20 protein-coding genes are annotated in these 25,873 nt (G+C 52.8%); 9 read left to right on the top strand and 11 right to left on the bottom strand.

The window, feature by feature from the left end:
- Positions 1 to 38: 38 nt before the first annotated feature.
- Genes KQJ19_RS00515 through cmoB form a run of 3 tightly spaced genes read left to right on the top strand, consistent with a single transcriptional unit; the run spans position 39 to position 2,183 of the window.
- Complete coding sequence (locus tag KQJ19_RS00515) at positions 39 to 434, top strand: MAPEG family protein (RefSeq protein WP_016153418.1); 396 nt, start codon at positions 39 to 41, stop codon at positions 432 to 434.
- Between the two features lie 40 nt (positions 435 to 474).
- Positions 475 to 1,218 (top strand): carboxy-S-adenosyl-L-methionine synthase CmoA, encoded by a 744-nt coding sequence (cmoA, locus tag KQJ19_RS00510; protein ID WP_047416592.1) that lies wholly within the window; start codon positions 475 to 477, stop codon positions 1,216 to 1,218.
- The gene (gene cmoB, locus KQJ19_RS00505) at positions 1,215 to 2,183 is read left to right on the top strand and encodes a tRNA 5-methoxyuridine(34)/uridine 5-oxyacetic acid(34) synthase CmoB (protein WP_016153420.1); all 969 of its coding nucleotides are present in this window, start codon (positions 1,215 to 1,217) and stop codon (positions 2,181 to 2,183) included. Before cmoA ends, cmoB begins: the two co-directional genes overlap by 4 nt.
- A gap of 167 nt (positions 2,184 to 2,350) precedes the next feature.
- On the opposite strand, the gene cutC is transcribed toward cmoB, so the two are convergent.
- Both cutC and KQJ19_RS00495 read right to left on the bottom strand, forming a co-directional pair.
- Positions 2,351 to 3,097, bottom strand: coding sequence for a copper homeostasis protein CutC (gene cutC / locus KQJ19_RS00500; RefSeq protein ID WP_216403218.1), 747 nt, complete (start codon positions 3,095 to 3,097; stop codon positions 2,351 to 2,353).
- A 2-nt stretch (positions 3,098 to 3,099) separates the two neighbouring features.
- The gene (locus KQJ19_RS00495) at positions 3,100 to 3,666 is read right to left on the bottom strand and encodes a VOC family protein (RefSeq protein WP_047502136.1); all 567 of its coding nucleotides are present in this window, start codon (positions 3,664 to 3,666) and stop codon (positions 3,100 to 3,102) included.
- Positions 3,667 to 3,904: 238 nt separating this feature from the next.
- On the opposite strand from KQJ19_RS00495, the gene argS reads away from it, so the two are divergent.
- Both argS and mrdA read left to right on the top strand, forming a co-directional pair.
- Positions 3,905 to 5,638: an arginine--tRNA ligase gene (argS, locus tag KQJ19_RS00490; RefSeq protein WP_016153423.1), complete on the top strand. Its 1,734-nt coding sequence runs from the start codon at positions 3,905 to 3,907 to the stop codon at positions 5,636 to 5,638.
- A gap of 183 nt (positions 5,639 to 5,821) precedes the next feature.
- Entirely contained in the window at positions 5,822 to 7,741 is a 1,920-nt protein-coding gene (gene mrdA, locus KQJ19_RS00485) for a penicillin-binding protein 2 (RefSeq protein ID WP_047502134.1), read from the top strand.
- Here mrdA and KQJ19_RS00480 read toward each other — a convergent pair.
- The 8 genes from KQJ19_RS00480 to KQJ19_RS00445 all read right to left on the bottom strand — a co-directional run bounded on the left by KQJ19_RS00480 (position 7,713) and on the right by KQJ19_RS00445 (position 19,407).
- The gene (locus tag KQJ19_RS00480) at positions 7,713 to 8,852 is read right to left on the bottom strand and encodes a glycoside hydrolase family 105 protein (RefSeq protein ID WP_103283734.1); all 1,140 of its coding nucleotides are present in this window, start codon (positions 8,850 to 8,852) and stop codon (positions 7,713 to 7,715) included. The two genes, mrdA and KQJ19_RS00480, sit on opposite strands and share 29 nt — an antisense overlap.
- Complete coding sequence (locus tag KQJ19_RS00475; RefSeq protein ID WP_016153426.1) at positions 8,853 to 10,439, bottom strand: MFS transporter; 1,587 nt, start codon at positions 10,437 to 10,439, stop codon at positions 8,853 to 8,855.
- 262 nt (positions 10,440 to 10,701) lie between these two features.
- Positions 10,702 to 11,094: a flagellar protein FlhE gene (flhe, locus tag KQJ19_RS00470; RefSeq protein WP_216403216.1), complete on the bottom strand. Its 393-nt coding sequence runs from the start codon at positions 11,092 to 11,094 to the stop codon at positions 10,702 to 10,704.
- Positions 11,094 to 13,172, bottom strand: a complete 2,079-nt coding sequence (flhA, locus tag KQJ19_RS00465) for a flagellar biosynthesis protein FlhA (protein WP_016153428.1) — start codon at positions 13,170 to 13,172, stop codon at positions 11,094 to 11,096. Before flhA ends, flhe begins: the two co-directional genes overlap by 1 nt.
- The gene (gene flhB, locus KQJ19_RS00460) at positions 13,165 to 14,316 is read right to left on the bottom strand and encodes a flagellar biosynthesis protein FlhB (RefSeq protein ID WP_016153429.1); all 1,152 of its coding nucleotides are present in this window, start codon (positions 14,314 to 14,316) and stop codon (positions 13,165 to 13,167) included. The genes flhA and flhB overlap by 8 nt, the downstream gene beginning before the upstream one ends.
- 140 nt (positions 14,317 to 14,456) lie before the next feature.
- Positions 14,457 to 17,123 (bottom strand): alpha-L-rhamnosidase, encoded by a 2,667-nt coding sequence (locus KQJ19_RS00455; RefSeq protein WP_216403215.1) that lies wholly within the window; start codon positions 17,121 to 17,123, stop codon positions 14,457 to 14,459.
- A gap of 24 nt (positions 17,124 to 17,147) precedes the next feature.
- A complete protein-coding gene (locus tag KQJ19_RS00450; RefSeq protein WP_141875333.1) occupies positions 17,148 to 18,449 on the bottom strand; it encodes an MFS transporter in 1,302 nt (433 codons plus the stop codon).
- Positions 18,450 to 18,555: 106 nt separating this feature from the next.
- On the bottom strand, positions 18,556 to 19,407 hold the full coding sequence (locus tag KQJ19_RS00445; protein ID WP_016153432.1) for a helix-turn-helix domain-containing protein: 852 nt from the start codon (positions 19,405 to 19,407) through the stop codon (positions 18,556 to 18,558).
- A 600-nt stretch (positions 19,408 to 20,007) separates the two neighbouring features.
- On the opposite strand from KQJ19_RS00445, the gene KQJ19_RS00440 reads away from it, so the two are divergent.
- The 4 genes from KQJ19_RS00440 to KQJ19_RS00425 all read left to right on the top strand — a co-directional run bounded on the left by KQJ19_RS00440 (position 20,008) and on the right by KQJ19_RS00425 (position 25,113).
- A complete protein-coding gene (locus KQJ19_RS00440; protein ID WP_103766425.1) occupies positions 20,008 to 20,610 on the top strand; it encodes a fimbrial protein in 603 nt (200 codons plus the stop codon).
- 96 nt (positions 20,611 to 20,706) lie between these two features.
- Positions 20,707 to 21,414, top strand: a complete 708-nt coding sequence (locus KQJ19_RS00435; protein ID WP_047502122.1) for a molecular chaperone — start codon at positions 20,707 to 20,709, stop codon at positions 21,412 to 21,414.
- A 5-nt stretch (positions 21,415 to 21,419) separates the two neighbouring features.
- On the top strand, positions 21,420 to 23,975 hold the full coding sequence (locus KQJ19_RS00430; protein WP_216403213.1) for a fimbria/pilus outer membrane usher protein: 2,556 nt from the start codon (positions 21,420 to 21,422) through the stop codon (positions 23,973 to 23,975).
- Positions 23,962 to 25,113, top strand: coding sequence for a fimbrial protein (locus KQJ19_RS00425; protein ID WP_047502118.1), 1,152 nt, complete (start codon positions 23,962 to 23,964; stop codon positions 25,111 to 25,113). Before KQJ19_RS00430 ends, KQJ19_RS00425 begins: the two co-directional genes overlap by 14 nt.
- A 103-nt stretch (positions 25,114 to 25,216) precedes the next feature.
- Here the strand turns inward: KQJ19_RS00425 and cheZ are convergent, their stop codons facing one another.
- The gene (gene cheZ, locus KQJ19_RS00420; RefSeq protein ID WP_029139578.1) at positions 25,217 to 25,861 is read right to left on the bottom strand and encodes a protein phosphatase CheZ; all 645 of its coding nucleotides are present in this window, start codon (positions 25,859 to 25,861) and stop codon (positions 25,217 to 25,219) included.
- Positions 25,862 to 25,873 lie beyond the last annotated feature (12 nt).

The raw sequence follows: 25,873 nt of genomic DNA, 5'->3' as shown, positions 1-25,873 counted from the left end.
ATAGTCAATGCCATCAGCCATTTTAAAAGGGAGTTTGTATGGTAAGCGCGCTTTATGCCGTATTGGGTGCGTTATTGTTAATTAAGTTCTCCTTTGACGTCGTTCGCCTGCGCATGCAATACCGCGTTGCATATGGTGACGGAGGTTTTAGCGAACTACAAAGCGCTATCCGCATTCACGGTAATGCGGTGGAATATATTCCCGTCGCATTGGTGCTGCTGTTATTTATGGAAATGAACGGCGCTGAAACGTGGATGGTGCATATTTGCGGGCTGATTTTGATTGCCGGACGACTGATGCATTATTACGGATTCCATCACCGGCTTTTCCGCTGGCGCCGTTCAGGCATGAGCGCGACCTGGTGTTCGCTGTTGCTAATGGTGCTGGCGAATCTTTGGTATATGCCCTGGGAGTTGGTTTTCTCCCTGCATTAGCGCACAATACGCCACTTTATTTTTCCCGGATTTTTACGTTATGTCTCACCGCGACACGCTTTTTTCTGCGCCTATCGCCAGTCTGGGTGACTGGACCTTTGATGAACGGGTAGCTGAAGTCTTCCCGGATATGATCCAGCGATCCGTTCCTGGCTATTCCAATATCATTTCTATGATTGGGATGTTGGCCGAACGTTTCGTACAACCCAACACACAGGTCTACGATCTGGGCTGTTCTCTGGGCGCGGCGACGCTCTCGGTGCGTCGCAATATTCATCACGAGAATTGCAAAATTATTGCCGTTGATAACTCCCCAGCCATGGTTGAGCGCTGCCGCCGTCATATTGACGCCTATAAAGCGCCGACACCGGTTGACGTTATCGAAGGCGATATTCGCAACATTACTATCGAAAACGCCTCGATGGTGGTGCTGAATTTTACCCTGCAATTCCTTGAGCCACCTGAGCGCCAGGCATTGTTGGATAAGATTTATCAGGGGCTTAACCCCGGCGGCGCGCTGGTACTGTCTGAAAAATTCAGTTTCGAAGACGCTAACGTTGGCGAGCTGCTGTTCAACATGCACCACGATTTCAAACGAGCAAATGGCTATAGCGAGCTGGAAATCAGCCAAAAGCGCAGCATGCTGGAGAACGTGATGCTGACCGACTCGGTCGAAACGCACAAAGCGAGACTGCATCAGGCAGGCTTTGAACACAGCGAATTGTGGTTCCAGTGCTTTAACTTTGGTTCTCTGGTGGCACTGAAAGCCGAGGTTAGCGCATGATCGACTTTGGTAACTTTTATCAACTGATTGCCAAAAATCACCTTTCCCATTGGCTGGAAACGCTCCCGGCGCAAATCGCGACCTGGCAGCGCGATCAGCACGGCTTGTTTAAGCAGTGGTCAAATGCGGTCGAGTTTCTGCCCGAGCTGACGCCGCATCGCCTGGACTTACTGCATAGCGTTACCGCCGAAAGCGATGAGCCGCTCAGCGACGGTCAGCTCAAACGTATCGACACCCTGATGCGTAACCTGATGCCATGGCGTAAAGGGCCGTACTCGTTGTACGGCGTCAATATAGATACCGAGTGGCGCTCGGACTGGAAATGGGATCGCGTTCTGCCGCACTTGTCTGACCTCACCGGGCGCACCATTCTTGATGTCGGCTGCGGGAGTGGATATCACATGTGGCGCATGATTGGCGCGGGGGCGCATCTGGCGGTTGGCATCGATCCTACCCAACTGTTTCTGTGCCAGTTCGAGGCAGTGCGTAAACTGCTGGGCAATGACCAACGCGCTCACCTGCTGCCGCTGGGCATTGAGCAGCTTCCGGCGCTCAACGCCTTTGATACCGTATTCTCCATGGGAGTGCTTTATCACCGCCGTTCACCGCTGGAACACCTGTGGCAGTTGAAGGATCAGTTGGTGAAAGATGGCGAACTGGTACTGGAAACGCTGGTCGTCGAAGGTGATGAAAATACCGTACTGGTACCGGGCGATCGCTACGCGCAGATGCGTAACGTTTACTTTATTCCTTCTGCGCTGGCGTTAAAAAACTGGCTGGAAAAATGTGGGTTTGTTGATGTGCGCATCGCTGATGTCTGCGTCACCACCACCGAAGAGCAGCGCCGCACCGAGTGGATGATAACCGAATCACTGGCCGACTTCCTCGACCCGAACGATCACAGCAAAACGGTGGAAGGCTACCCGGCCCCATTACGCGCGGTATTGATTGCACGTAAGCCGTAATCATTTTTGCCTGATAGCACACTTTCTGCAAAATAGTTCAACTTGCAGCAAGGCAGACAACTCCGCTGCGGCTTGAAATATGCAGGATAAAAAAAGGCCCCTGTTGAAATTGCAGGGGCCTGGTACGAGCAAGCATCATATTGGGCGACATGATGCAACGGTAAAAATCAGCTGGCCTGGTGGTGTGCAATGATTGCTTTCATTTCCGCAACCGCCGCCCCGTCTACCGCATAGCGTGAATACTCATCCGCCTGTGCATCCGAAGACATCGACAACCCCGAATTGCGATAACGCATGGGGGAAGCCAGCCATACTCCGGCAGAACTGTGGACTTCCTGCACTCCAGCATCAAGGAACAGGGACAAATTCGAGGCGCGAACCCCCGCTCCGGCCATAATGATTGGAGCATCCCCCTGCGCAATAAGTTCCATTATTTTTGTTAAACCTTGCGCCGCATCTGATTTTTGCCCGGAAGTCAGCACTCTGGCGATGCCCAAATCAGCTAATTTTTTTAGCGCATTGAGTGGGTTAGCGCACATGTCAAAGGCCCGATGAAAAGTGACGTGCAGCGGTCCCGCCGCGATCATTATTTTCTCCATGCGCGGCATATCGACATCACCCTCTGCATCTAAAATGCCGGTTACCAACCCAGAGAACCCCAACTCTCTTACCATCGCAATATCATCCAGCATTGCAGCGAATTCACCGTCGGTGTAACAAAAGTCGCCCCCGCGCGGGCGAATAATGGGATTGACCGGAATCGAGATTTGCTGGCGAACCGAACGCAAGACGCCCAGGGACGGCGTTAAGCCCCCCTCTTTGGGCGCCGAGCAAAGCTCAATGCGATCCGCGCCGTTTTGCTGCGCCGTGCGTGCGCACTCCATGCTGTAACAGCAGATTTCCAGTAATGCCATACTCACTCCTGACGTTCGCTTGCCACAATGGCTTCAATCGACCACGGATGGAATTTTATCGTCACACTGCCATCGCTGACCGCCAGCGTTGGATTCGGTAAACGTTCGCGCTCGCCTTTTGGCGAACTGGTTTTTACAAATATGCCCGGCTGGCTCAGCCCGTGATCTGAAAGCAGCGCCAGCGCTCGTGCATTCAGCGTCTCCACCTCACCCGGCAGAACAATTTCAACATGCTCCCAGCCTTCATGCGGATAGCGCTTTTCGCCCGGCCACGGCAGTTCTACGATAGTAAATTGCCAGTGTTGCACACAAACTGGCTCATCGAGTTTGAACAAGCAAATCGGTCGGCCATTGATGATATTTTCTGACAGCAATTCGCCGCACTGTTCAAACCCACGACGCCAGCGCTCTGCGGTGGTATTTTGATGACAACGCAGAGAAATGTGATCGGCTTCAAGCGATGAGACATCCAGCCCAAGGCGAGTGGAAAGATCCGTTAACGCCTGAATGAAATGCGGTAAATCTGCGGAAATATCATGCAGTTCTGCAACTGTTTGCCAGTTCGCCATAATGAAAGCTCATATCCATATTCAAAGCCGCTAATTTACCCTGTTGCGCAGCCCCAACCAACTGCTGATTTTCTTAAGCGCAATATGAATAATTATACGTAATGACAATGTTTATATTTCAGGCTGCTGGCGATACTCGCAATGCTGACGGCAACGGGCATTTGCAGTATACTCCCGCCCTTAATTCTTAAACTGGTGCGGTGCATTTTAAGCCGCTTCATAAATGTAAGGTATTCCGGTGAATATTCAGGCTCTTCTCTCAGAAAAAGTCAGTCAGGCCATGATTGCTGCAGGCGCGCCTGCAGATTGCGAACCGCAGGTTCGTCAGTCAGCAAAAGTACAGTTCGGCGACTATCAGGCTAACGGCATGATGGCTGTCGCTAAAAAACTGGGTATGGCGCCGCGACAACTGGCTGAGCAGGTGCTGACTCATTTGGATCTCAACGGGATCGCCAGCAAAGTTGAAATTGCAGGCCCGGGCTTTATCAATATTTTTCTCGATCCGGCATTTCTGGCGCAGCACGTTCAGCAGGCGCTGGCTTCCGATCGTCTGGGCGTCACCCAACCGGCTAAACAAACCGTTGTGGTTGATTACTCCGCACCTAACGTAGCGAAAGAGATGCACGTTGGTCACCTGCGTTCCACCATCATCGGTGACGCTGCGGTGCGTACGCTGGAGTTCCTCGGTCACAATGTTATCCGCGCCAACCACGTCGGCGACTGGGGTACTCAGTTCGGTATGCTCATCGCATGGCTGGAAAAACAGCAGCAGGAAAATGCTGGCGAGATGGCGCTGGCTGACCTTGAAGGTTTCTACCGTGATGCGAAAAAACATTACGACGAAGATGAAGCCTTCGCGGAACGTGCCCGGAGTTATGTCGTGAAACTGCAAGGCGGCGACGAGTACTTCCGTGAGATGTGGCGCAAACTGGTCGACATCACCATGTCGCAAAACCAGTTAACCTACGATCGCCTGAACGTCACCCTGACCCGTGACGACGTCATGGGTGAAAGCCTGTACAACCCGATGCTGCCTGGCATCGTGGCCGATCTCAAAGCTAAAGGCCTGGCTGTTGAAAGCGAAGGCGCTACCGTCGTATTCCTTGATGAGTATAAGAACAAGGAAGGTGAACCGATGGGCGTAATCATTCAGAAGAAAGATGGCGGCTATCTCTACACCACGACCGACATCGCCTGCGCCAAGTACCGTTATGAAACGCTGCATGCCGACCGCGTACTTTATTACATCGACTCCCGTCAGCATCAGCACTTAATGCAGGCCTGGACCATCGTGCGTAAAGCCGGTTATGTGCCGGACTCTGTGCCGCTGGAACACCACATGTTCGGTATGATGCTGGGTAAAGACGGCAAGCCGTTCAAAACCCGTGCGGGTGGCACGGTTAAACTGGCCGATCTGCTGGATGAAGCGCTGGAACGCGCACGCCGTCTGGTAGCGGAGAAGAACCCGGACATGCCTGCCGACGAGCTGGAAAAACTGGCGAATGCGGTCGGTATCGGCGCGGTGAAATATGCCGATCTGTCCAAAAACCGTACCACCGACTACATCTTCGACTGGGACAATATGCTGGCGTTCGAAGGGAACACTGCGCCGTATATGCAGTACGCCTACACCCGCGTACTGTCCGTGTTCCGTAAAGCGGATATCGACGAAAGCGCGCTGGCAAATGCGCAGGTGATTATCAGTGAAGATCGCGAGGCTCAGCTGGCTGCGCGTCTGCTGCAGTTTGAAGAAACGTTGACCGTTGTTGCACGTGAAGGTACGCCGCACGTGATGTGTGCTTACCTGTACGACGTTGCCGGTCTGTTCTCCGGCTTCTACGAGCACTGCCCTATCCTCAGCGCTGAAAACGAAGAGATTCGTAACAGCCGCCTGAAACTGGCACAGTTGACGGCGAAAACCCTGAAGCTGGGTCTGGATACGCTGGGTATCGAAACCGTAGAACGTATGTAAATCAGCTCATCTATCAGGCCTGACTCCGAAATTCGGACTCAGGCCTTTTTTATTTCTGTAACAGGCCATCTGTAACAACTCACAAGGAATGACACATTTCCGTAGAGATATGGAACATTTTTTGCCTGTCATCCCGTTTAAGCCTCCGTATCATGAGGCGGCGAATTAATCGGGTACGGGTCAATGACATTCAGAGATTTTGAGGCGGAGGAAAAACTCTTCCAGCGGCGTGTATTGGTGGCCTTTGGCCTGGTGGTCATCTGCTTTGGCATCCTGATTTACAATCTCTACAACTTACAAATCTGTCAGCACCAGTATTACACCACCCGCTCGAATGCAAACGACATCAAAATGCTGCCCGTGGCCCCGACGCGCGGCATGATTTACGATCGCAACGGCATCCCGCTGGTGCGCAACGTAACCTGGTACGACATTTCCGTTACACCTTATAAAATCAGTGATATGAATGCCCTGATCAGGCAGCTCACGCCTATCATTGACCTCACTCCTGATGACATTGACCAGTTTCGCCATGCGCTGAAAGCCAGCAGCCGCTATCGCCCGGTCGTGCTAAAAAATGCGCTGACCGATGTGGAAATCGCCCGCTTCTCGGTTAACCAGTTTCATTTCAGCGGCGTCAATATCAATAGCTATGAAGACCGCCAGTACCCTTATGGCGCAGCGCTGGCACATGTCCTTGGCTATGTGTCAAAAATCAATGACAACGACCTGAAAGCGCTGGATCAAAAAGGCCTGACAGAGAACTACGCCGCCGATCACAACATCGGTAAGCAGGGTATCGAGCACTACTATGAAAATGAACTGCATGGGAAAACCGGTTATCAGGAGGTCGAAGTTGATAACCACGGACGCATCGTACGCCTGATCAAAGATGTGCCGCCCGTTGCCGGAAAAGATATCCATCTGACGCTGGACCTCCATTTACAGCAATATATTGAGAGTCTGTTGGTGGGCCAGCGGGCCGCCGTTTTGGTTGAGGATCCGCATGACGGTTCCGTGCTGGCAATGGTTTCGAACCCCAGCTATGACCCCAACCCGTTTGTCAAAGGTATCAGCTATCAGGACTATAACAAGCTGCTTCAGGATAAGGATCTGCCGTTAATCAACCGCGTCACGCAAGGGTTGTATCCTCCCGCCTCCACGGTCAAACCGTATATGGCGATGTCAGCATTACTGGACGGCGTGATCACGCCGCAGACCCGTTTCTTCGGCGCCCCCACCTGGACGCTCCCCGGCACGGAGCGACATTATCGTGACTGGAAAAAAACGGGCCACGGTATGCTGGATGTCACCAAAGCAATTGAAGAATCTGCCGACACGTTCTTTTATCAGGTGGCATATATGATGGGGATTGACCGTATTAACAGCATGCTCAGCCAGTTTGGCTATGGCAAGCCGACCGGCATCGATCTTGGTGAGGAGTATAACGGCCTGCTCCCGAGCCGCGAATGGAAGCAGAAAGTGCATAAAAAAGCCTGGTATCAGGGAGATACCATTTCGGTTGGCATCGGCCAGGGCTACTGGATTGCCACGCCGATCCAGATGGTAAAAGCCATGGTCGCGCTGATTAACAATGGCAAGGTTATCGCCCCTCACCTGCTACGTGATGAAGAGAGCGGAAAAGTCATCACGCCGTACCAGGCTCCCGAAGCACCGTCACAAATTGCCTCTGCTTCGTCCCCCTACTGGGGACTGGTGCGTCAAGCGATGTTCGGCATGGCGAATGAGCCAAACGGTACCGGTTATAAGTTCTTTCACACCGCGCCTTACGGCATTGCAGCGAAAAGTGGCACATCACAGGTCTTTAGCCTGAAAGAAAATCAGACCTACGATGCGAAAATGATCCCCGTACGTCTGCGCGACCACGTGTTCTATACCGCATTTGCGCCATATAAGAACCCAAAAGTCGCCATAGCGTTAATTCTGGAAAACGGCGGCAGCGATGGCGTCACCGCCGCACCAGTCATGCGTCAAATCATGGATCATCTGTTTGCTGCGCAGGACGACGACGCACAAGCGGGTCCGATAGCCGCAACGCCATCGGACACCGGTATCAAAAATACTTACGCAAGTATTCGGTAAGGCACAGCATCGCCATCGCCTGACCGTAAGGCATGGAGGTCCGGGGGATGTTGCGGTAGAAATCGAGATTGTGGCCCATCCCGGTACCAAACGAGGTATGCAGCAATTCACCTTCCGGCGAAATATGTTGCACAATGCCTCTGATCGCTTTTTCGGCTACAGCCGCATAGTCTTGTCCGACATAGCGTTTACGTACCGCTTTGAGGATCCCATAGGCAAATCCGGCGGTTGCCGAGGCTTCAAGATACGACTGCGGGTCGTCCAGCAAGGTGTGCCACAGTCCGCTTTCATCCTGGCACTTCGCCAGCGCCGCGATTTGCGCGTTCAAAACTTGCACCAGATAGCGGTGCACTGCATTGTTTTCCGGCAAATCAACTAATTCGAGGAAATCCGGGATGACTATAGTTAACCAGCTGTTGCCACGCGCCCAGCGAGCGTTGGCGAAGTTATGCTGTCCTTCATAGCTCCAGCCGTGGAACCACAGCCCCGTTTCTTTATCCATCAGGTTTTGCACGTGCAGCAGGAACTGATAGGTTGCCTCTTCAATATACTCGGGACGGTTGAGCAACTTGCCAATCTTCGCCAGCGGTAAGACCGTCATCATCAACGTGTCATCCCACATCTGCTGGTGATTTTCTTCCGCCAGCGTAATGTGCTGCATACCGCCGAATTGGGTACGCGGCATATCATGCATTGCCCACTCAGCCCAGCTGTCGAGCCACGGCAGATACGCGGGATTACGCGTCTCTTCATAGCGATATGCCAGCGTTAAAAACGGCGCCATGGTGTTAACGTTTTTAGTCGTTGCACCTTCCGCAAAGCGATCGGCAAACCAGTTGTCGATAATATCGCGCATCGTGGCATCGCCGGTTTGCTGATAATACTGATACATCCCGTACAAGCCGATGCCGTGCGTCCACTCCCATCCCGCCCAGCCTTTGGTATCAATAACGCGTCCGTCATCCAGACGTAGCAAGAACTCGCCGGTCTCGTCATGAATATTGACCAGGTTATGCGTCACCTTTTTGATCAACGCTTTTAATTCATCCCTGGCAATAAAATGTTCTGGCTGGCGCAACAATGGGCTGTGTTTAACCGGATAAACAATCATTTACTTAACCTCTGTCAATGTCGAATTCAATACAGCACCCTTTTCCAGTTTCGGTGCCGCTGGTTTATTACGATTCAGGTAACCAATATTGTTGTTACCCCAAAGTGATTCATAAGGCATGCCCGATAGCATCTCTACGGTCGCGCGTCCTTTAGCGGAAAGTCCTTCCAGCACGGGTTGCCCGGACTCACGCATTTTTGCTGTCTCTTCGCGCAGGGTGCTGTGCGTTTGCAGGTTCAGTTTGAAGCGCAAGGAAACCAGGAAACCCAGCGCCAGAACAATCAGCGTTCCGCAGCTCAGAATTAACAGGATGGTATGGCTGACCGCCGCGGGCTGTGCGCTCTGACCGGAGACAAAACCAGACAACTGCATCACAATCCCCACCAGCATCACCGCTCCCGCCTGCGACGCTTTACGCGTTAACGTCATAATGCCGGCGAAGATCCCTTCCCGACGCTGACCGGTGATCACTTCGTCAACGTCGGCAATATAGGTGTAGATATTCCAGGGAACGTAGTTGATACCACCGCGTCCCAAACCCGCAACGGCGGAAACCAATAGCAACAGAGAATAAACATCGCTTAATCCGGCGTAATACAGCCCCGCATAGGAGAGTGAACTGAGGCCAAACAGGACGACCACCATGCGATAAGACGGCGCAGGTCCGAAACGGATGCACAATGGGATCATGGCGATAACGGCAATAAACTGGAAGATAGCCATCGTACCCAGCAGGTTTGACGCCATCGATGCTTCCTGCATCAGCACAAACACCACATAGTAAGTAAAGACGGCGTTAAAGACGTCCTGGGCAATATAGCCGCCAAGATACATTCCTAAATGCTGGCGAAAGATACGGATGCGCAGTGTTGAACTCAGTTCCACAAATAAACGGTTCATACTCTGACTTAAGGTCAGGCTTTTCTTCTCTTCTTCGGCTCGCAGCGCCGCCTCAGTCCACTCTTCCCGTGGGCGTTCCCAGGTAAAGAACCAGACGAAGGTCAGCATCAGTGCACACAGCACAGAAAACACCAGGCTGGCGTAGAAAAAAGAGACGGGGTTGTCCTTGCCAAACAGCGTCAGCAGAACGCCAGGTAAGAATGAGGCCAGAATGGCAGACATTTGCGCCATCGAAATGCGCGCGCCGGAGAATTTGGTTTTCTGTTTAAAGTCATCGGTCATTTCGGGTACCAGCGTTTCGTATGGCACCAGAATCATGGTGTAGACCACGTCAAAAATCAGATAGGTGAGCAGGTAGTACCAGAACCCCATATCACCCACCCACATTAGTGAGTAGCTAAAGACACAGGGGATCCCCAACAAAATAAAAAACTTGCGTCGCCCAAAGCGTTTGCCGAGCCAGGTGGAGCCAAAGTTATCGGTTAAAAAACCCATTAATGGGCTAACAACAGCATCCAACACCCTGGCGGTAGCGAAGATAAAGGTTGCTTCGATTGGCGTCAGGCCACAGAACGTCGTGTAAAAATAGAGTAGCCAGGCCGCGGTTAACGCCGTGGTGCCTGCGCCTAAAAAATCCCCCGAACCGTAGGCGAAATAGTTAACCAACCCAATTTTACGTGTATTCATTGCCGTTACCCCTGCACATTATTGGGAGGCCCCGCAATCCTCGCTTTGACATTGGGCCTCCTTACACGGCCACAGTAAAAGCTAACAGCAAGTGAAACCTTTCTATTTTTGCCAGGGGTATTCGTGAAATGGCAACAGCACAAAGAGTCCGGCAACGTATGTCACCTATTTTATAAAACAGCGTTTCTATTTAATCAAAGAGGCGGACTAGAATTGCGAAGCAGCCAGCAGTTTCTGCTGCTGGCCGGAATGAAGGGAGGCGTTAACGATAGTTCACAATCACCTGATTGCTCAGAACCTGTAAGGCGGGGATCAGGCGACCGCCACCGGGTACTTCCCAGACAAAATGCATCGGTTCGATGGCGGGAACATTATTGAATCCGTTGGTGGTCCCGCTTTGCCCGTCCAGCTCAACACAGCGGGACTGAGAACATAAACGTACCCGTAAACCCGCAGGCGTTGGGCCATTGAGCTCATAGCGCCAGGCCACCAGCGTCATCAACCCCGAGACCGGCTGGCTGGGCGTCAGAGGTGCAGACGAGGCTGACTGGCCGCGGTGATTTAAAGTAATCCCCATACCGCTGGCCTGCCAGGCGCCTTCTCCGGCAGCCTGCGCTACCAGAGGAAAAAACAACAACCACAGTAATTTACGCATTACTTACCTCCAATAGTCGCCGTCATACGGATATGGCGGTTGTCAGACAGCTCCATGTTCGATAACACCACCAGTTGCGGAATGCTGCGACGTAAAAAGCGTGCCAGTAACGGACGCAACGCGTGGTTGACCAGCAAGACCGGCGGCGCACCCAACATTTCCTGACGGGACAGCGCTTCCTGAGTCTGGGCCAGCAGTCGGTCTGCAAGACCCGGCTCCAGACCGCCGCCGCCCTGCAGCGCCTGCAGAAGCAAACGTTCGAGCGGGGTATCAAGGCCGATAACCTGAACCTCTTCATTACCCGGGAACCACTGCTGAGTGATGGCGCGTCCCAACGCAACACGTACCACCGCGGTAAGCTCATGCGGATCGTTTTGCAGCGGTGCATGTTCAGCCAGCGTTTCGAGAATGGTGCGCATATCGCGAATCGGTACTTTCTCATCCAGTAAGTTCTGCAGCACTTTATGCAGCGTAGTGAGCGTCACGACGCCCGGAACCAGGTCTTCTGTCAGTTTTGGCATCTCCTGCGAAACGCGGTCCAGTAGCTGTTGCGCCTCCTGACGGCCAAACAGCTCAGCAGCGAACTGCCCAATCAGATGATTAAGGTGCGTTGCGACAACGGTACTGGCTTCAACAACCGTAAAGCCCTGAATCTGCGCCTGTTCCTTCAATGCGCTTTCAATCCAGATAGCGTCCAGACCGAAAGCCGGATCGACCGTTTTCTCGCCCGGCAGTGACCCGGCGGCAGTACCAGGGTTAATGGCCAGCCAGCGTCCCGGATAGGCGTCACCGCTGCCAATTTCCACCCCTTTCATCAAAATACGATAGCGGGCTGGCTGCAGATCCATATTGTCGCGGATATGTACCACCGGCGGCAGAAAGCCCATATCCTGGGCAAATTTCTTACGAATACTGCGAATTCGCCCCAGCAACTCGCCATCTTGCTGAAAGTCCACCATTGGGATCAGGCGGTAGCCTACCTCCATCCCCAGGGAATCCTCCAGCTGTACATCATTCCATGTTGCTTCCACCACGGAGTTGTTTTCCGGCATTTTCACCGGCTGCGGCTCATCCGGGGCTTTTTGCTCACGACCACGCATCCACCAGGCCAGACCCAGTAACGCGGCGGTAAACATCAAAAACACCAGGTTCGGCATGCCCGGAACCAGACCCAAAAGACCAAGCACCGCCGCACTAAGCAGCATGACACTAGGATTACTGAACAGTTGGGTCACCATCTGTTCGCCTACGTCCTGGTCGGTACTCACGCGGGTCACGATAACCCCCGCCGCGGTGGAGATTACCAGCGCAGGAATTTGCGCCACCAGCCCGTCACCGATGGTCAGCAGGGTATAACTTTCCGCTGCGCTACCCATGCTCATACCATGCTGCAACACCCCGACTAACAGACCGCCGACCACGTTGATCACCATGATCAAAATACCGGCGATGGCATCTCCACGTACGAATTTACTCGCACCGTCCATAGAGCCGTAGAAATCCGCTTCCTGCGTCACCTCCGAGCGTCGTTTTTTGGCTTCATCTTCGCCAATCAGACCCGCATTCAAATCCGCATCAATCGCCATCTGCTTGCCGGGCATACCATCCAGCACGAAGCGCGCGCCAACCTCGGCGATACGCCCGGCACCTTTGGTGATAACCATAAAGTTGATAATGACGAGAATAACGAAGACCACGATACCGATCGCAAAGTTACCGCCCACCAGGAAGTGACCAAAAGCTTCAACCACCTTTCCCGCCGCCGCCGCGCCGGTATGCCCTTCCATTAAAATGATACGCGTCGACGCAACGTTCAGGGCGAGGCGTAATAATGTGGTAAACAGCAAAATCGTCGGGAATGCGGCAAACTCCAGCGTACGCTGGGTGAACATCGCCACCAGCAGCACCATGATCGACAGCGCAATGTTAAACGTGAACAGCAAATCGAGGACGAAAGCCGGCAACGGCAACACCATCATCGACAGGATCAGCAGGATAAGGATCGGTCCGGCAAGGATTTGCAGTTGCGTGGATTTCAGGTTGCTGGGCAAACGCAACATCGCGACCAGATTAGCCATCAGTATTCTTCTCGTTCATGAAATCCAGTGCTTCAGGCACCGGAAGGTTTTCAGGTTGTGGTGGACGCTTGCCGCCGGCGAGACGCCAGCGTTTTAGCTGCCATACCCATGCCAGCACTTCGGCAACGGCGGCATATAATTGACCCGGTATTTGTTGACCAATCTCAGCATGACGGTATAGCGCACGCGCCAGCGGTGGCGCTTCTAACGTAGGGACTCGATGTTCAGCGCCAATCTCCCGAATGCGCAGCGCCACCAGCCCCGCGCCTTTGGCAACAACTTTCGGCGCGCTCATTTTGTTCTCGTCATACTTCAACGCCACCGAATAGTGCGTGGGGTTGGTAACAATCACGTCCGCTTTCGGCACATCCGCCATCATGCGACGCTGCGCGGCCGCGCGCTGCATTTGGCGTATTTTGCCCTTAACGTGCGGGTCGCCTTCGCTTTGCTTAAATTCGTCACGGATATCCTGACGCGACATGCGCAGCTTTTTCAGATGGCTGTAAATCTGGAAAAAAACGTCGAACCCCACCATCGGAATAACGCCAAGCACCACCAACAGCGCGCACATGCCAACTAAATCCAGGGCGTTGCCCATCGCCGTAATCGGCGATTCCGCCATCAAACGCATCATCGCCGGCCAGTTATGCCAGAGATAAAATCCGGCCACGCTCCCCACCAGCGTGGATTTCAGTATCGCTTTGAGCAGTTCCGCTCCGGTTTGCGCTGAAAACATGCGTTTAATGCCCGGCAACGGATTCAGCTTAGAGAACTTGGGCTGCAGAGATTTACCGCTGAAAATCAAGCCGCCAAGCATCACCGGGGAGATTAATGCCACCAGAACGACGCCGGTAATCAACGGTAACAGCGCAATCATCGCGTCTTTAATCAGCAGGATGATTTGGCTGAGGATCAGGTTAGGGTCATTGACCATACTGTGGTCAAAACGTAATCCGGCCGACAGCATACCGGCCAGTCTGCGGGCAAGCGACTCCCCGCCAATCCAGATAATGCACACGCCCACCAGCAAAATAAGCAGTGAGGTCAGTTCTTTGGATCGGGGGACCTGCCCTTCTTCCCGTGCTTTTTCAAGTCGGTGGGGTGTGGGGGCTTCTGTTTTGTCGTCGTCGCTTTCTTCTGCCACGGCATTACTCTCGTCGTCACGGTCACGAGTATTATCGCGACCGCAACCATTGCCAATGCGTCGAATAGCGAAACGAAAACAGAGGAATTCGAGCGTTCGTTTGCCACGACAGCGCGAACGCTGCCGTGACAATCACGCGGTTAGCGCTGCCAGATAACGCGATAATGGCCCGATCCCACCTGCGCGCCATAGCCGCCGTCTACTGGCGCGAAGTCGAGGCCATCGGTATCGAGCAGCGTTTGTGCGCCATCGAGGATCACCATTGAGTGAGTATTCGGCGGAATATCTACCTCAAGGGTGATGGACTGTAAGCCATCGCGCGCCGGTTCCTGCGTCCAGTGGACGGCAATATCACCATATACCGAGCCGTATCGCGCTTTCAGCCATGTCAGGCCACCGCCCGGAATAGGCCGCAGTACCGAAGATTTAAAGCCCGGCGCGTGTTCTTCGGTATTTATTCCCGCCGCCACGCGATACAGCCATTCACCGATCGCCCCATAGGCATAATGGTTGAAGGAGTTCATGTCCGGGCTCCACATTGTGCCATCCGGTTTCACGCCATCCCAGTGTTCCCAAATCGTCGTCGCCCCGGCCTTTACCTGATACAGCCAGCTTGGGAAGTCCTCTTTCATCAGTAATTGCCACGCCGCGTCGGCCTGCCCGTTTTCGCTCAATGCGTGACAGAAATAGGGGGTGCCGACAAACCCCGTCACCAGATGACCGTCATTTTCCGCCAGCAGTTCCAGCAGCGTTTGCACGGTGCGCTCGCGGTGCGCGTCCGGCACTAACTGGAAGTAAAGCGCCAGAATATGCGCCGTTTGCGTGCGCGCCGCCAGCCGCCCGGTGGCGGTAAAAAACTCATTGCGGAAGCTTTCGACAATCGCGGTATGCAGCGCCTGATAATGGGTGTGATCAACGTCATTTCCCAGTGCTTTGGCTGATTTCGCCAGCAGCAGCGTGGACAACGCATAGTAGGCCATGCAGGTCAGTTCATTCGGCGTTGCGCCAAAATAGCTGCCCTCTTTGGCATCCAGCGCAACCCAATCGCCAAACTGCAGTTTCCACGACCACTGGTTCTCAACAGCGTTGTCATGCATAAACTCCACCCAGGCTTTCATGCTGTCGTACTGGCGGGCCAGCGTCTGTTTATCGCCGTACATCAGGTACAGCGTCCACGGGTTAATCACCGCCGCATCGGCCCAGGCGGCGGCGGAATGGGTGCGCCCGTGGGATAAAAAGCGGTCGTTGTCGCATTTGCCGGTGAGGATATCGGGGATGACGTGCGGCACACCGCCCTCCGGCGTTTGGTCATGCTGAAGATCGGTCAGCCATTTGGCAAAAAAAGTGCGCGTCTGCATCAGATAACTGGCGGTGCGGCAGAAAATTTGCGCATCGCCCGTCCATCCCAGACGTTCATCGCGCTGCGGGCAGTCGGTTGGGATATCGACGAAATTGCCCTTAAGCCCCCACATGATGTTGTGATGCAGTTGGTTGAGATCCGCGTTTGAGGTTTCAATGTGACCCGTCGGCGTCATCGCGGAATGCAGCACGACCGCGACAAAATCATCCCGCGTCGGCGTGCCAGGCCAACGTTCAATCAGCACATAACGGAAACCCTGAAAGGTAAAATGCGGGTGATAACATTCTTCGCCATCGCCGCGTAAGGTGTAATCAATGCACTGTTTGGCGGTGCGCAGGTTCGCCAGATAAACATTGCCTTCGGCATCCAGCACTTCAAAATGGCGCAGCGCCACGCGCTCACCTGCCGCACCGCGCACCCGAAACTCCACCCAGCCGCTGAGGTTCTGGCCAAAATCAAGCACCGTCTCGCCTTTTGGCGTCGTGATGATTGAGCACGGCGCAAGCCGTTCTATTTCTTGTACCGGGCAGGCCGTTTGCGGTTGCAGCACCGACGTCTCTGCCGCAAGCGTCGTCACCGCACGCCAATGCCCGGCGCTAAACGCAGGCTCGCTCCAGCCGCGCTGCTCCCGACGTGCGTCATACACTTCGCCATCATAAATTTCAGCAAACAAAATGGCGTCATCGCTGCCCTGCCAGTGTGCATCCGTGGCGATTATCCGCTGGCTACCATCGCGGAGCGTCACCACCATATGGCAAATAAACCCCGTCTGCTGGCCGTAATAGTTGCGATAGCGGTTGAAGCTCATATCCCCTTTATACCAACCCGCCCCCACCATCGCGCCAATCACGTTTTCGCCTTCTCGCAGGTGCTCGGTCACATCCCAGGTTTGATACAACAGATGGTGGTGGTAGCTCGTCCAGCCGGGCGATAACTCATCACGCCCGACTTTTTCGCCGTTGATCCACAGTTGGTACAGCCCCAGCGCGCTGGAGTGTACCACCGCCGAAACAATGTCATCACTATCGGACAAACTGAACGCATGGCGCAACAACGTGCCTTTTGAGTTGTCTTTATCCTGCGGCGTTTCAGCCGAGATAAACACCCCTTGCCACGCTTGCGCTGGCAGGCCGGTAATAAACGTTGCCGCCGGGCTCCAGCCGCTCTCTTCACCGTGGTTGTCGGTAATATGCACCCGCACAAAATAGCGCGTCGAGTGCTGGCAGGCGACGTCGGGCAATTCGATATTACTGGAGCGGTCATCGTGCATTTCGCCGCTGTCAAACAGGCATTGGGCAAAATCTTCTTGCGCCGACAGCTGCAAACGCCAGCTACGCTGCTGTACATCGCGCAAGGTACTGGTGATTATCCAGCCGAAAACCGGTAGCGTTTCGCAGCCCGTCAGCGTGGTTTCATAGTTGAGCGTAATCTTTTCTACTGCCAACATAATTTTTCCCTCAGTGGCTCATATTCAGGCTTTGGCCCGCAAAGTATCGTGCGACGCCTGTCCGTTATCAGACGTCGCCACCATTTCTGTTTCTGCATTAAATTCATTACGTTGCTTGCCGTGGAAGCACAGCCAGCCGATAACCATGCCTATCGCCACAATCGCCGTCAGCAGGCAATAAAGAACCACCGGCCCCGCGCTCAACAGCACAGGAGTGACGAACGCCAACAAGCCGCAGGTCAGACGGGCGACACCGACAATCACCCCTTGCGCGGTGGCGCGTAGCATGGTGGGGAATGACTCTTGCGCCCACACTTTCATGATGCCTTCGAAGGCAAATCCTGTGCCGATATTGGTAAACAGCAGGCAGCAGAACCAGGAGAGTGGCGAGAAATTAAACAGTACCGGCACAAAATAACCACCGGACATCATCACCGCGCCAAAAATAAAGAATGGAACCCGTTTTGAGGTATCAACGACGCGCATAAACATCAACCCAGACGCCACGCTCACTGGCAGAATCAACAGCCCCCACAGCGAGTGCGTGCTGACCGAAATGCCCACCACATTTACCGCCACATAAGCCCCAAACTGCCCGCCGGTATTGGCCGCCAGATTGGTGAAGGTATAAAAGATACACAGCGAGATAAACGGCCACAGGTATTTGCCTTCGAGCAGATCGCGCCAGCCGGTTTTCTGCGCCCGCACGGTGGCGATGCCACGACGCAGTTCATCCTTTGCCGCCAACCACAGCGGCGACTCAGGGATAGACCAACGCAGGATCATCAGCACAACCGCCACCAGCCCAACGTGCATATACATGATTTGCGCGCCAATCACCCCCCAGTCGCCGACGATAGCGGAGATCCCCATCGTGGCGCCAATTCCCACCAGCCAGAGTAAATTGGACAAGCCGATAATCTTGCCGCGGTTTTCATCGTTCGCCGCTTCGGAGATAGTCGCCAGAGAGACGGGTAAATCAGCCCCTGTCGCCAGCCCCACCAAGAGTGTGCCCAGCACCAGGAACGGGAAGTTCAAACCAAAGGCCAGCGCCAGCGTGCCGATAAAAATCATCGCCATCGTAATAATAAAAACATTACGACGACCAATACGGTCTCCAAGACGACCGCCACCAAAAGCCCCAGCGGCAATACTCAGCGTTAATAATCCAGATAAAATGCCAATTTGTAGTGCAGTAATACCCATTGTTTTTTGATAAATGACTAAGGCTGTACCACTGGAAACAATAGCCGCCGAATCAATATATGATGCCATTCCAGACACCACCCCAATATACCAGGGGTTAGGTGTTTTATTTTTTGACATAACGATTCCCTTAAATTTACAGACAGTATGGCGAGAAATAAGCGTATGGCCTACCCCCGTCACGATGGATGGTAGTAATAATTTTTTATTGTTATTAACCTAACAATTAAATCGCTATTAAAACTCGTGAATGAAGTTCACGTTCATGGCTTGGAGGATAATGAAAATACCGTCGGTACGATTCAGTCAACCTGATCGCATTCATAAAACCACAACGTGCCGCAATTTCACTGATGGTTTTATCCGTAGTGCGCAGTAATTCTTGAGCTTTTAATACACGATACAACATCTGGAATTTAACCGGAGTATAACCGGTCACTCGCTTAATTAAGCGATACATCGTGCGCCTGGCGACACCGTTATCATCACTCAACACATTCCAGTCCAAATGACGCAAGCTACTGGTCTTGAGCATACGGATCAGGTTGGCTCGCCCTCGCTCATCAGGGCTAAGCGCCTCAGTTTGGCGGTCGCACTGGCAAAGCGTGTTGATGATGTTCAGCAAAGCGACTTCACACAATGAAAAATAGAGCACGTCATAGTTACTCTCGTTACGTGAGATTATCTCCTGGCTCAATACCTCAATACGCGCCAGCGCTCCCTGAGTTAACGCCAGCGCGGTAGGCTGTAGAAGTTTTTCTTTTATACAATCGAGCAAATTATCAATGTGCTGTAAAAAATGAAAACTGCGCGGGCGACGAATCAATATATTAATAACCGACAGATTATTAGTTGAAACATAACTATGGGTATCGTTAGCGGTCACTAAAAAAAAGTCACCCTGACAGATAAAACGAACCAAGTCATTAATAATATGAAACCCGCTACCGCTACGGACAATCACCAATTCATCAAAATCATGCCCGTGCACACCTTCCATTAATTGGTTATTCATCGAAAAAAGACAAAACGCATGTTGCTCTGAATGAAAAAAATCATTCTCACGTAAAATTCGCATATCTCCCCCGCCGCTATTCGAGTAAAAACACTCGGGATATCGATAAATAACCTACTGACGTAATATATTGCCTTGCACCGATAACCATTTAACTGCAATTATTATGACAAGTCTATATATCGCACTGTCACTCAGGCGTAACCTGCTGTGACCTCAGCATCATTTCGGCAAATAACCGCCAAGTTATGGCATAAAAAAGAGGATATACGCCGTGCAGATGAACCCACTTCATCCAGGCATTCAACCGGTTCTCGTAGGCTATTAGTGAAGGGAATATATATAGGTGAATCATTCTACGCGAACTGTTTACGCACCATAGGATTTACATTTATTATTTTATAATAAACGCACACCCCACACCATATTAAAAACAAATTAATAAACATTAACACATAAATATCACCAAACAATTAAAAATAGATCTTATGCGCTATTGATAAAAAAAGAAATCAAATTATAATCCGCAAAAATCAGCAAGGCTTATATCTAATAGCAGGGATTGATACACCGGTTACGCTATTCACTAAAAGATTATCAATCTCTTAAGTAGAATTACAGTGAATGGATTAATAATATTATTAACAGATGGAGTTTGTTAACATGAAGTTACGTTATAAATTAATATCCGCAGTCATTCTCACGATGGCGACCACCAGTAGTGCATTCGCTGATGAAGCCAATGCCGGAAAGATTCATTTCACCGGTGAACTGATAGAGCCAAGTTGTGTCATTGAGGGCGATACAGATACCGATAGCACCGTTCCTTTAGGGACTTATCCAACGTCGTTGTTTAACGAAGGCAACGTAGGTACCGAGTCGCCGTTGAAACCGTTTACTATTGTGCTGAAAAACTGCCCGGTTGCCACCACAGGTCTGCCACAAGTGCAACTCACCTTTCAAGGCACCCACGCGTTAACAGGCAGCTCCAGCTTACTGGATGTCAGCGCGATTACCGCCGCGGCTGAAAACCCTGGCGGCAGTAACCCAGTTGCCACCGGTGTGGGTATTGCCGTTTCACCTGCGGGTGCAGATACGACATTGTTAACGATGGACGCCACCGAAGGCCAGGTCTATATCGACCTGCCCGATACAGCGGGTGATGCCATTATTGCTGAGTTTAATGCCCGCTATAAATCCTTCGCAGCGGTCACTACCGCGGGTGCGGCAGACGCTGATATGACCGTGAATATTGTCTATCGTTAATCACACCGCAATACAGACCGTTGTTTAATATTAAACAGAGCCAGTCGCCATTGGCTCTGTTTAACGGGTTCTTTCGCTATTTCGCAGGGATTTGCGATGCGTAAAATAATTTCATCTGCTTTTTTGCTGCTGCCTCTTATCATTAGCACCGTGGCTCCCTGCGATGCAGCAGGTATTCGTATTGGTCGCACCCGTGTCGTTTACGATGCCAATAAAAAAGAGGTCGCATTATCGCTCGCTAACGAGGATAACGAATTACCGTGGCTGGTTCAGTCATGGACCGACACCGGCGACGGGAAAACCCGTGGCCCCTTTATTATTACCCCGCCGCTGTTTCGCCTTGACCCGCAAAAAGAGCAAAACCTGCGTATCGCCTGGTCAGGCGCAGCCGTCGCCCAGGACAAAGAGTCACTATTTTACATTAACGTCCGTACGATACCCGCCGTCGCCAAAGAAGATGGCAGTATCGACAAAAACGTCCTCCGGCTGATTTATAAAACCCGACTCAAACTGTTCTTTCGCCCCAAAGGTCTGGCAGGTTCGCCGGGCGAAAACTGCAAAAACCTGCGTTTTAGCCGTAACGGCAACGTCCTGCGCGTGGTCAACGAGGGAGCTTTCCACAGCATCTTCGACTCTGTGAAGCTGGGTGGCACACTGCTTAAAAAAGCCGACATGGTGACACCAAAAAGCAGCGCGGAGATCCCGCTACCGGCCAATGCCAACGGGCAATCGGTCACCTGGCGCTGTATTAGCGATTACGGCAACGCGACCCCTCCCTTTACTACCTCGCTGTCAAAGGGATAATTCGAATGGTAAAAACGTTGACACAGCCCCAGCCACACTGGCGGCTCAACCCGCTATTACAAGCGCTAGGTGCGGTTCTGCTTTTGTTCTCAACTCAGCCGTACGCCCGCGAATACTACTTTCCACCCACCGGGCTGGAAGGCGATGCGGCGCTGCACGAGGATGTTGATCTATCATTGTTTTCCAACAATAAAGCGCAGCTCCCCGGGACTTACTCATCAACGATTGTGATTAACAAGCAGCGTTCAAAACAGCAGGATATCAACTACCTCAACGACGCCAGCGGCGAATTACAGCCGCAGATTACCCCCGCGATGCTGCGCGACTGGGGCGTACGCGTGGAGGCCTTTAGCGAACTGGCCGCACTGCCCACTGATAAACCACTGCCCAAAGCACTGGGGGAGTACATTACGGCAGCCACGGCGATCTTCGATTTTAACGCCATGATGCTGCGTATCAGTATGCCGCAGGCGGCGCTGGATGAACACAGCCGCGGCTCGGTAGATCCTTCGCGCTGGGACAACGGCGTGCCGGTTCTGTTTGCCAACTATGCATTTTCTGGCTCGCAAAATGACAGCGGCAATGGCGGCACTGACAAAAACCAATACCTGAACCTACAAAGTGGGCTAAATCTCGGCGGCTGGCGGTTGCGTAATTATGCCACCTGGGACAAAAACGACGATGAGCAGTCCTGGCAGTCGCTGCAAACTTATATTCAGCATGACGTACAATTTCTCAAGTCTCAGTTCACCGCTGGTGAAAACAGCACCCGTGGTGAGGTGTTCGACAGCGTGCAATATCAGGGCGTTAACCTCGCTTCCGACGAGAATATGCTGCCCTTTAGCCAGCGAGGCTTCGCGCCAACCATTCGCGGTATTGCCAACAGCAATGCTGAAGTCTCCGTGCGGCAAAATGGCTACCTGATTTATCAGGCTAACGTCGCGCCAGGGGCGTTTGAAATTAACGATATCTCGTCCACCTCTAACAGCGGTGACATGGAAGTAACGATTAAAGAAGCCGATGGCAGCGAGCGCCACTTTACCCAACCCTACTCCAGCGTGGCGGTCATGCTACGCCCTGGTCGGGTAAAATATGAAGTCACTGCCGCCCGTTATCGTGCCAATAACAACAGCGGCGACAAAGAGCCGATGTTTGTGCAGGGCAGCGCCATTTATGGTCTGAACAATATTTTCACGTTGTTTGGTGGGCTAACGGCTGCGGAGGATTATCAGGCTGGCGTTGGCGGCGTCGGCATCGCGCTGGGCACTATTGGATCTGTTTCCGCAGATGTCACCTGGGCAAAAACCACGCTGGATAACGGTGAACAGCACGATGGGCAGTCTTACCGCTTGCTGTACAGCAAAAATATTGAAACTACCGACACCAACATCACACTGGCCAGTTATCGTTATTCCACCAGCGGCTATTACAGCTTTGCTGATGCCAATCAGAGAATAGATGATAATGGCGATGATGACTGGCGCTATCAGTACAATAAACGTAACCGCATTCAGGCCAGCATCAGCCAAAGCATTTTCTCCAGCAGCCTGTATCTTAACGGCTACCAACAGGATTACTGGGGAACCTCACGCAAAGAACGTAATTTATCCGCAGGCTTTAGCACCACCGTCAACGGCATCAGCTACCATCTGGCCTATACCTACAGCAAAAATGACGATAGCGACAGCGATCGAATCGTCTCCTTCAGCCTTAGTGTGCCGCTGAGCCGCTGGCTGCCGAATAGCTGGGCGAGCTATAACATCAGCAACAGCCAACGCGGCGATACCAACCAGAATGTTGGGCTGGGTGGCACATTACTTGACGACCAGCGCTTGAGTTATTCACTACAGCAGAGCCACACCAACCATGACGGCACGGATAACAGCAGCATTTACAGCACCTACCGCTCGCAGTACGCCAACTTAAGCGGCGGCTATTATTATGCGTCTGACGATTCCCGACAGATCAGCTACAGCGTCAGCGGCGCCGTAGTGGCGCATCCTCACGGCGTCACCCTGGCACAGCCGTTAAGTAGCGAATTTGCCATCGTCGATACCGATGAGGCTTCCGGCTTGCGCTTTCAGAATCAGCGTGGCGTGCAGAGCGATAGCTTTGGCAACGCGATCATTCCATCCCTTTCCGCCTATCAGGAAAATCGCATTGTGCTGGACACCACCACATTGCCGGATGATGTCGATACCAATGCCACCGTCGTCACCGTGGTTCCCACCCGCAACGCAGCCGTCACCGCCCATTTCAGCACCTGGGTTGGTTATCGTGTACTGGTCACCTTGCGGCGTGAAAGCGGCAGTCCCGTCCCCTTTGGCGCGTTTGCTAGTGTCGATGGGCAAACACAAACCGGTATTGTCGATGAAAACGGCGTGCTCTACCTGGCAGGTATCACCGATGGCATGACCATTACGGTGAAATGGGGCGATGGGCCAGAACAGCAGTGCCGTGCAACGCTGGCTCTGGCAACCGATTCTGATAGTAACAACCCAACGGGAATACGTAACACGCGCGCACAGTGTCTTCAGGAGAAAAAACATGCTCAGCCTTAACCAAAAGCGCGGGCTCGCCGGTCTGATACTCTTCAGCGCCGCAGGATCTTGCGCAGCTACGCCACTACAAAGCTGCTTTAGCTCGCCGGGCATCTATACGACCCATATCGAACAAGACGTCGTGGCGGCCAACAATCTTTCCGGAATGACACACAATGCGGGACACATTGTCTCTGCGGGTGGGCCTATCACCGCCAACTGTCGCTGCCCATCAAACATGCCAATCGACAGCGGGGCCACTGTTTATTCCATATCTTTTGCTGGTAGTCCATTACCGTCAGGGACTTCAAGAGAGGGCGTTGGTTTCCTCACCGAAAAGCTGGATGTTAAGCTGGCAGGATATCCTGATGCCATCAATCACCAGGATGGTAATAACATGGTCAATATCGACATTACCGATTACACCCCCAACCGGACCATGAAGAAATATGCCGACGCCAACACAAAATCCACGGAATCACAGCAATCCGTATGCAGTGATGAAACCCGGCCTGTCGGCGCCAGCACGGTAAAACGCCAGTTTCAGTGGAATGTCATTGCCGCCACTTTCTATCTTAAAAAACCGGTGTTTGGTGAAGAGATTTTCCAGCCACAAACCGTCGTGGAAAACTATGCTTGCCTGTACTACGGTTCCAGCAACAATCCTAACGGCTGTACCGTACCTGAGAAGGTGTCCGAGATTCGCCTCGGCGGCGTTCTCCGCGCCCCGCTCAGTTGCACCATTAACGCGGGGAGTCAGATTGAGGTTGAGTTTCCGGTTCTTACTACCAGCGCATTTACCACGCCAGGCGTTCCGCCTGCTAATGGCATTAAATCGGTCGATATCTCTTACCATTGTGACAATCCCGCCACAGATAATCAGGACAAAATCAAAATGACCCTAACCGCCGACCACGGGAATAGCGGCAGCGACGGCTACATTGCCAAAATGTTAGGCCGCGACGATATCGGCGTCAGGATGTATGACGACAACGATACAGCCGTCAAGCTCGATGGCTCGTTTGACTTCCCGATAACCCTGGATGAACAGGGCAACGGCGTAATTAAAATGACCGCCGCCCCAGTGAGCACCACCGAGAGGAAACCGGTAGCCGGTAAATATGAAGGCAACGTCACCGTAAAAATGGATATTAAGTAAAGAGAACGATAGGTATCTGTAGGCCGGATAACGCGCAAGCCGTTATCGGTTAGAATGCCCGGCGGCGAGCGCCTGCCGGGCCAGCAAATAAAAACGCTACGGATCAGAACCCGAGGCTATCCAGCAGGTCGTCAACCTGATCCTGACTTGCCACCACGCCGGCTTTTGAGGTGTCAACCTGCGGGCCGTTAAGCAAGCTTTCGTTTTCACGTTTTGGACGAGCGCCCTGCTCTGGAATGTTTTCCAGCAGAACCATCAACAGCTGACGTTCAATCTCCTGGATAACATCCATCATGCGCTTGATGACCTGACCGGTGAGGTCCTGGAAATCCTGCGCCATCATGATGTCCAGCAGTTGAGCGTTAGTAAAGCTGGTATGCCCTGGCACATCACCCAGGAACTGGCGGGTATCGGTGACCAGTTCACGAGCATCAGACAGCTCGATCGGATTTTCGAACCATTCATCCCAGCGTTTGGTCAGGTCTTTGGCCCCTTTTTCCATCGCGTCCTGGTGCGGCTGCGAAGCTTCCACGCTGTTCAGCGCGCGCTCGGCCGCCTGTGCGGTCATCTGCACAACGTAATCAAGACGATCGCGGGCATCGGGAATCGCTTCTGCCGCTTCGGCAATGGCCTGATCCAGCCCCAGTTCACGCAGGCTGTCGCGCAGCATTCGGGTCAAACTGCCGATGCGCGCGATGATGTCCCCAGCTGAATGTTCGTCAGCAGGTTTAATTTGTGGTTGCATCATCATTATCACACC

It is taken from the genome of Citrobacter sp. S46_ASV_140 (genome assembly GCF_018919545.1).
Taxonomy (GTDB): Bacteria; Pseudomonadota; Gammaproteobacteria; order Enterobacterales; family Enterobacteriaceae; genus Citrobacter; species Citrobacter braakii.
This window is presented reverse-complemented; position numbering and strand designations above follow the sequence as displayed.

Coding starts and splice junctions, on each gene's coding strand:
- cheZ (WP_029139578.1), bottom strand. CDS start 25,861: ATGATGCAACCACAAATTAAACCTGCTGACGAACATTCAGCTGGGGAC.
- mrdA (WP_047502134.1), top strand. CDS start 5,822: ATGACATTCAGAGATTTTGAGGCGGAGGAAAAACTCTTCCAGCGGCGT.
- KQJ19_RS00450 (WP_141875333.1), bottom strand. CDS start 18,449: ATGTCAAAAAATAAAACACCTAACCCCTGGTATATTGGGGTGGTGTCT.
- KQJ19_RS00475 (WP_016153426.1), bottom strand. CDS start 10,439: ATGAATACACGTAAAATTGGGTTGGTTAACTATTTCGCCTACGGTTCG.
- KQJ19_RS00495 (WP_047502136.1), bottom strand. CDS start 3,666: ATGGCGAACTGGCAAACAGTTGCAGAACTGCATGATATTTCCGCAGAT.
- cmoA (WP_047416592.1), top strand. CDS start 475: ATGTCTCACCGCGACACGCTTTTTTCTGCGCCTATCGCCAGTCTGGGT.
- flhe (WP_216403216.1), bottom strand. CDS start 11,094: ATGCGTAAATTACTGTGGTTGTTGTTTTTTCCTCTGGTAGCGCAGGCT.
- KQJ19_RS00430 (WP_216403213.1), top strand. CDS start 21,420: ATGGTAAAAACGTTGACACAGCCCCAGCCACACTGGCGGCTCAACCCG.
- KQJ19_RS00445 (WP_016153432.1), bottom strand. CDS start 19,407: ATGCGAATTTTACGTGAGAATGATTTTTTTCATTCAGAGCAACATGCG.
- flhA (WP_016153428.1), bottom strand. CDS start 13,172: ATGGCTAATCTGGTCGCGATGTTGCGTTTGCCCAGCAACCTGAAATCC.
- KQJ19_RS00515 (WP_016153418.1), top strand. CDS start 39: ATGGTAAGCGCGCTTTATGCCGTATTGGGTGCGTTATTGTTAATTAAG.
- cutC (WP_216403218.1), bottom strand. CDS start 3,097: ATGGCATTACTGGAAATCTGCTGTTACAGCATGGAGTGCGCACGCACG.
- KQJ19_RS00480 (WP_103283734.1), bottom strand. CDS start 8,852: ATGATTGTTTATCCGGTTAAACACAGCCCATTGTTGCGCCAGCCAGAA.
- KQJ19_RS00435 (WP_047502122.1), top strand. CDS start 20,707: ATGCGTAAAATAATTTCATCTGCTTTTTTGCTGCTGCCTCTTATCATT.
- cmoB (WP_016153420.1), top strand. CDS start 1,215: ATGATCGACTTTGGTAACTTTTATCAACTGATTGCCAAAAATCACCTT.
- KQJ19_RS00440 (WP_103766425.1), top strand. CDS start 20,008: ATGAAGTTACGTTATAAATTAATATCCGCAGTCATTCTCACGATGGCG.
- KQJ19_RS00425 (WP_047502118.1), top strand. CDS start 23,962: ATGCTCAGCCTTAACCAAAAGCGCGGGCTCGCCGGTCTGATACTCTTC.
- KQJ19_RS00455 (WP_216403215.1), bottom strand. CDS start 17,123: ATGTTGGCAGTAGAAAAGATTACGCTCAACTATGAAACCACGCTGACG.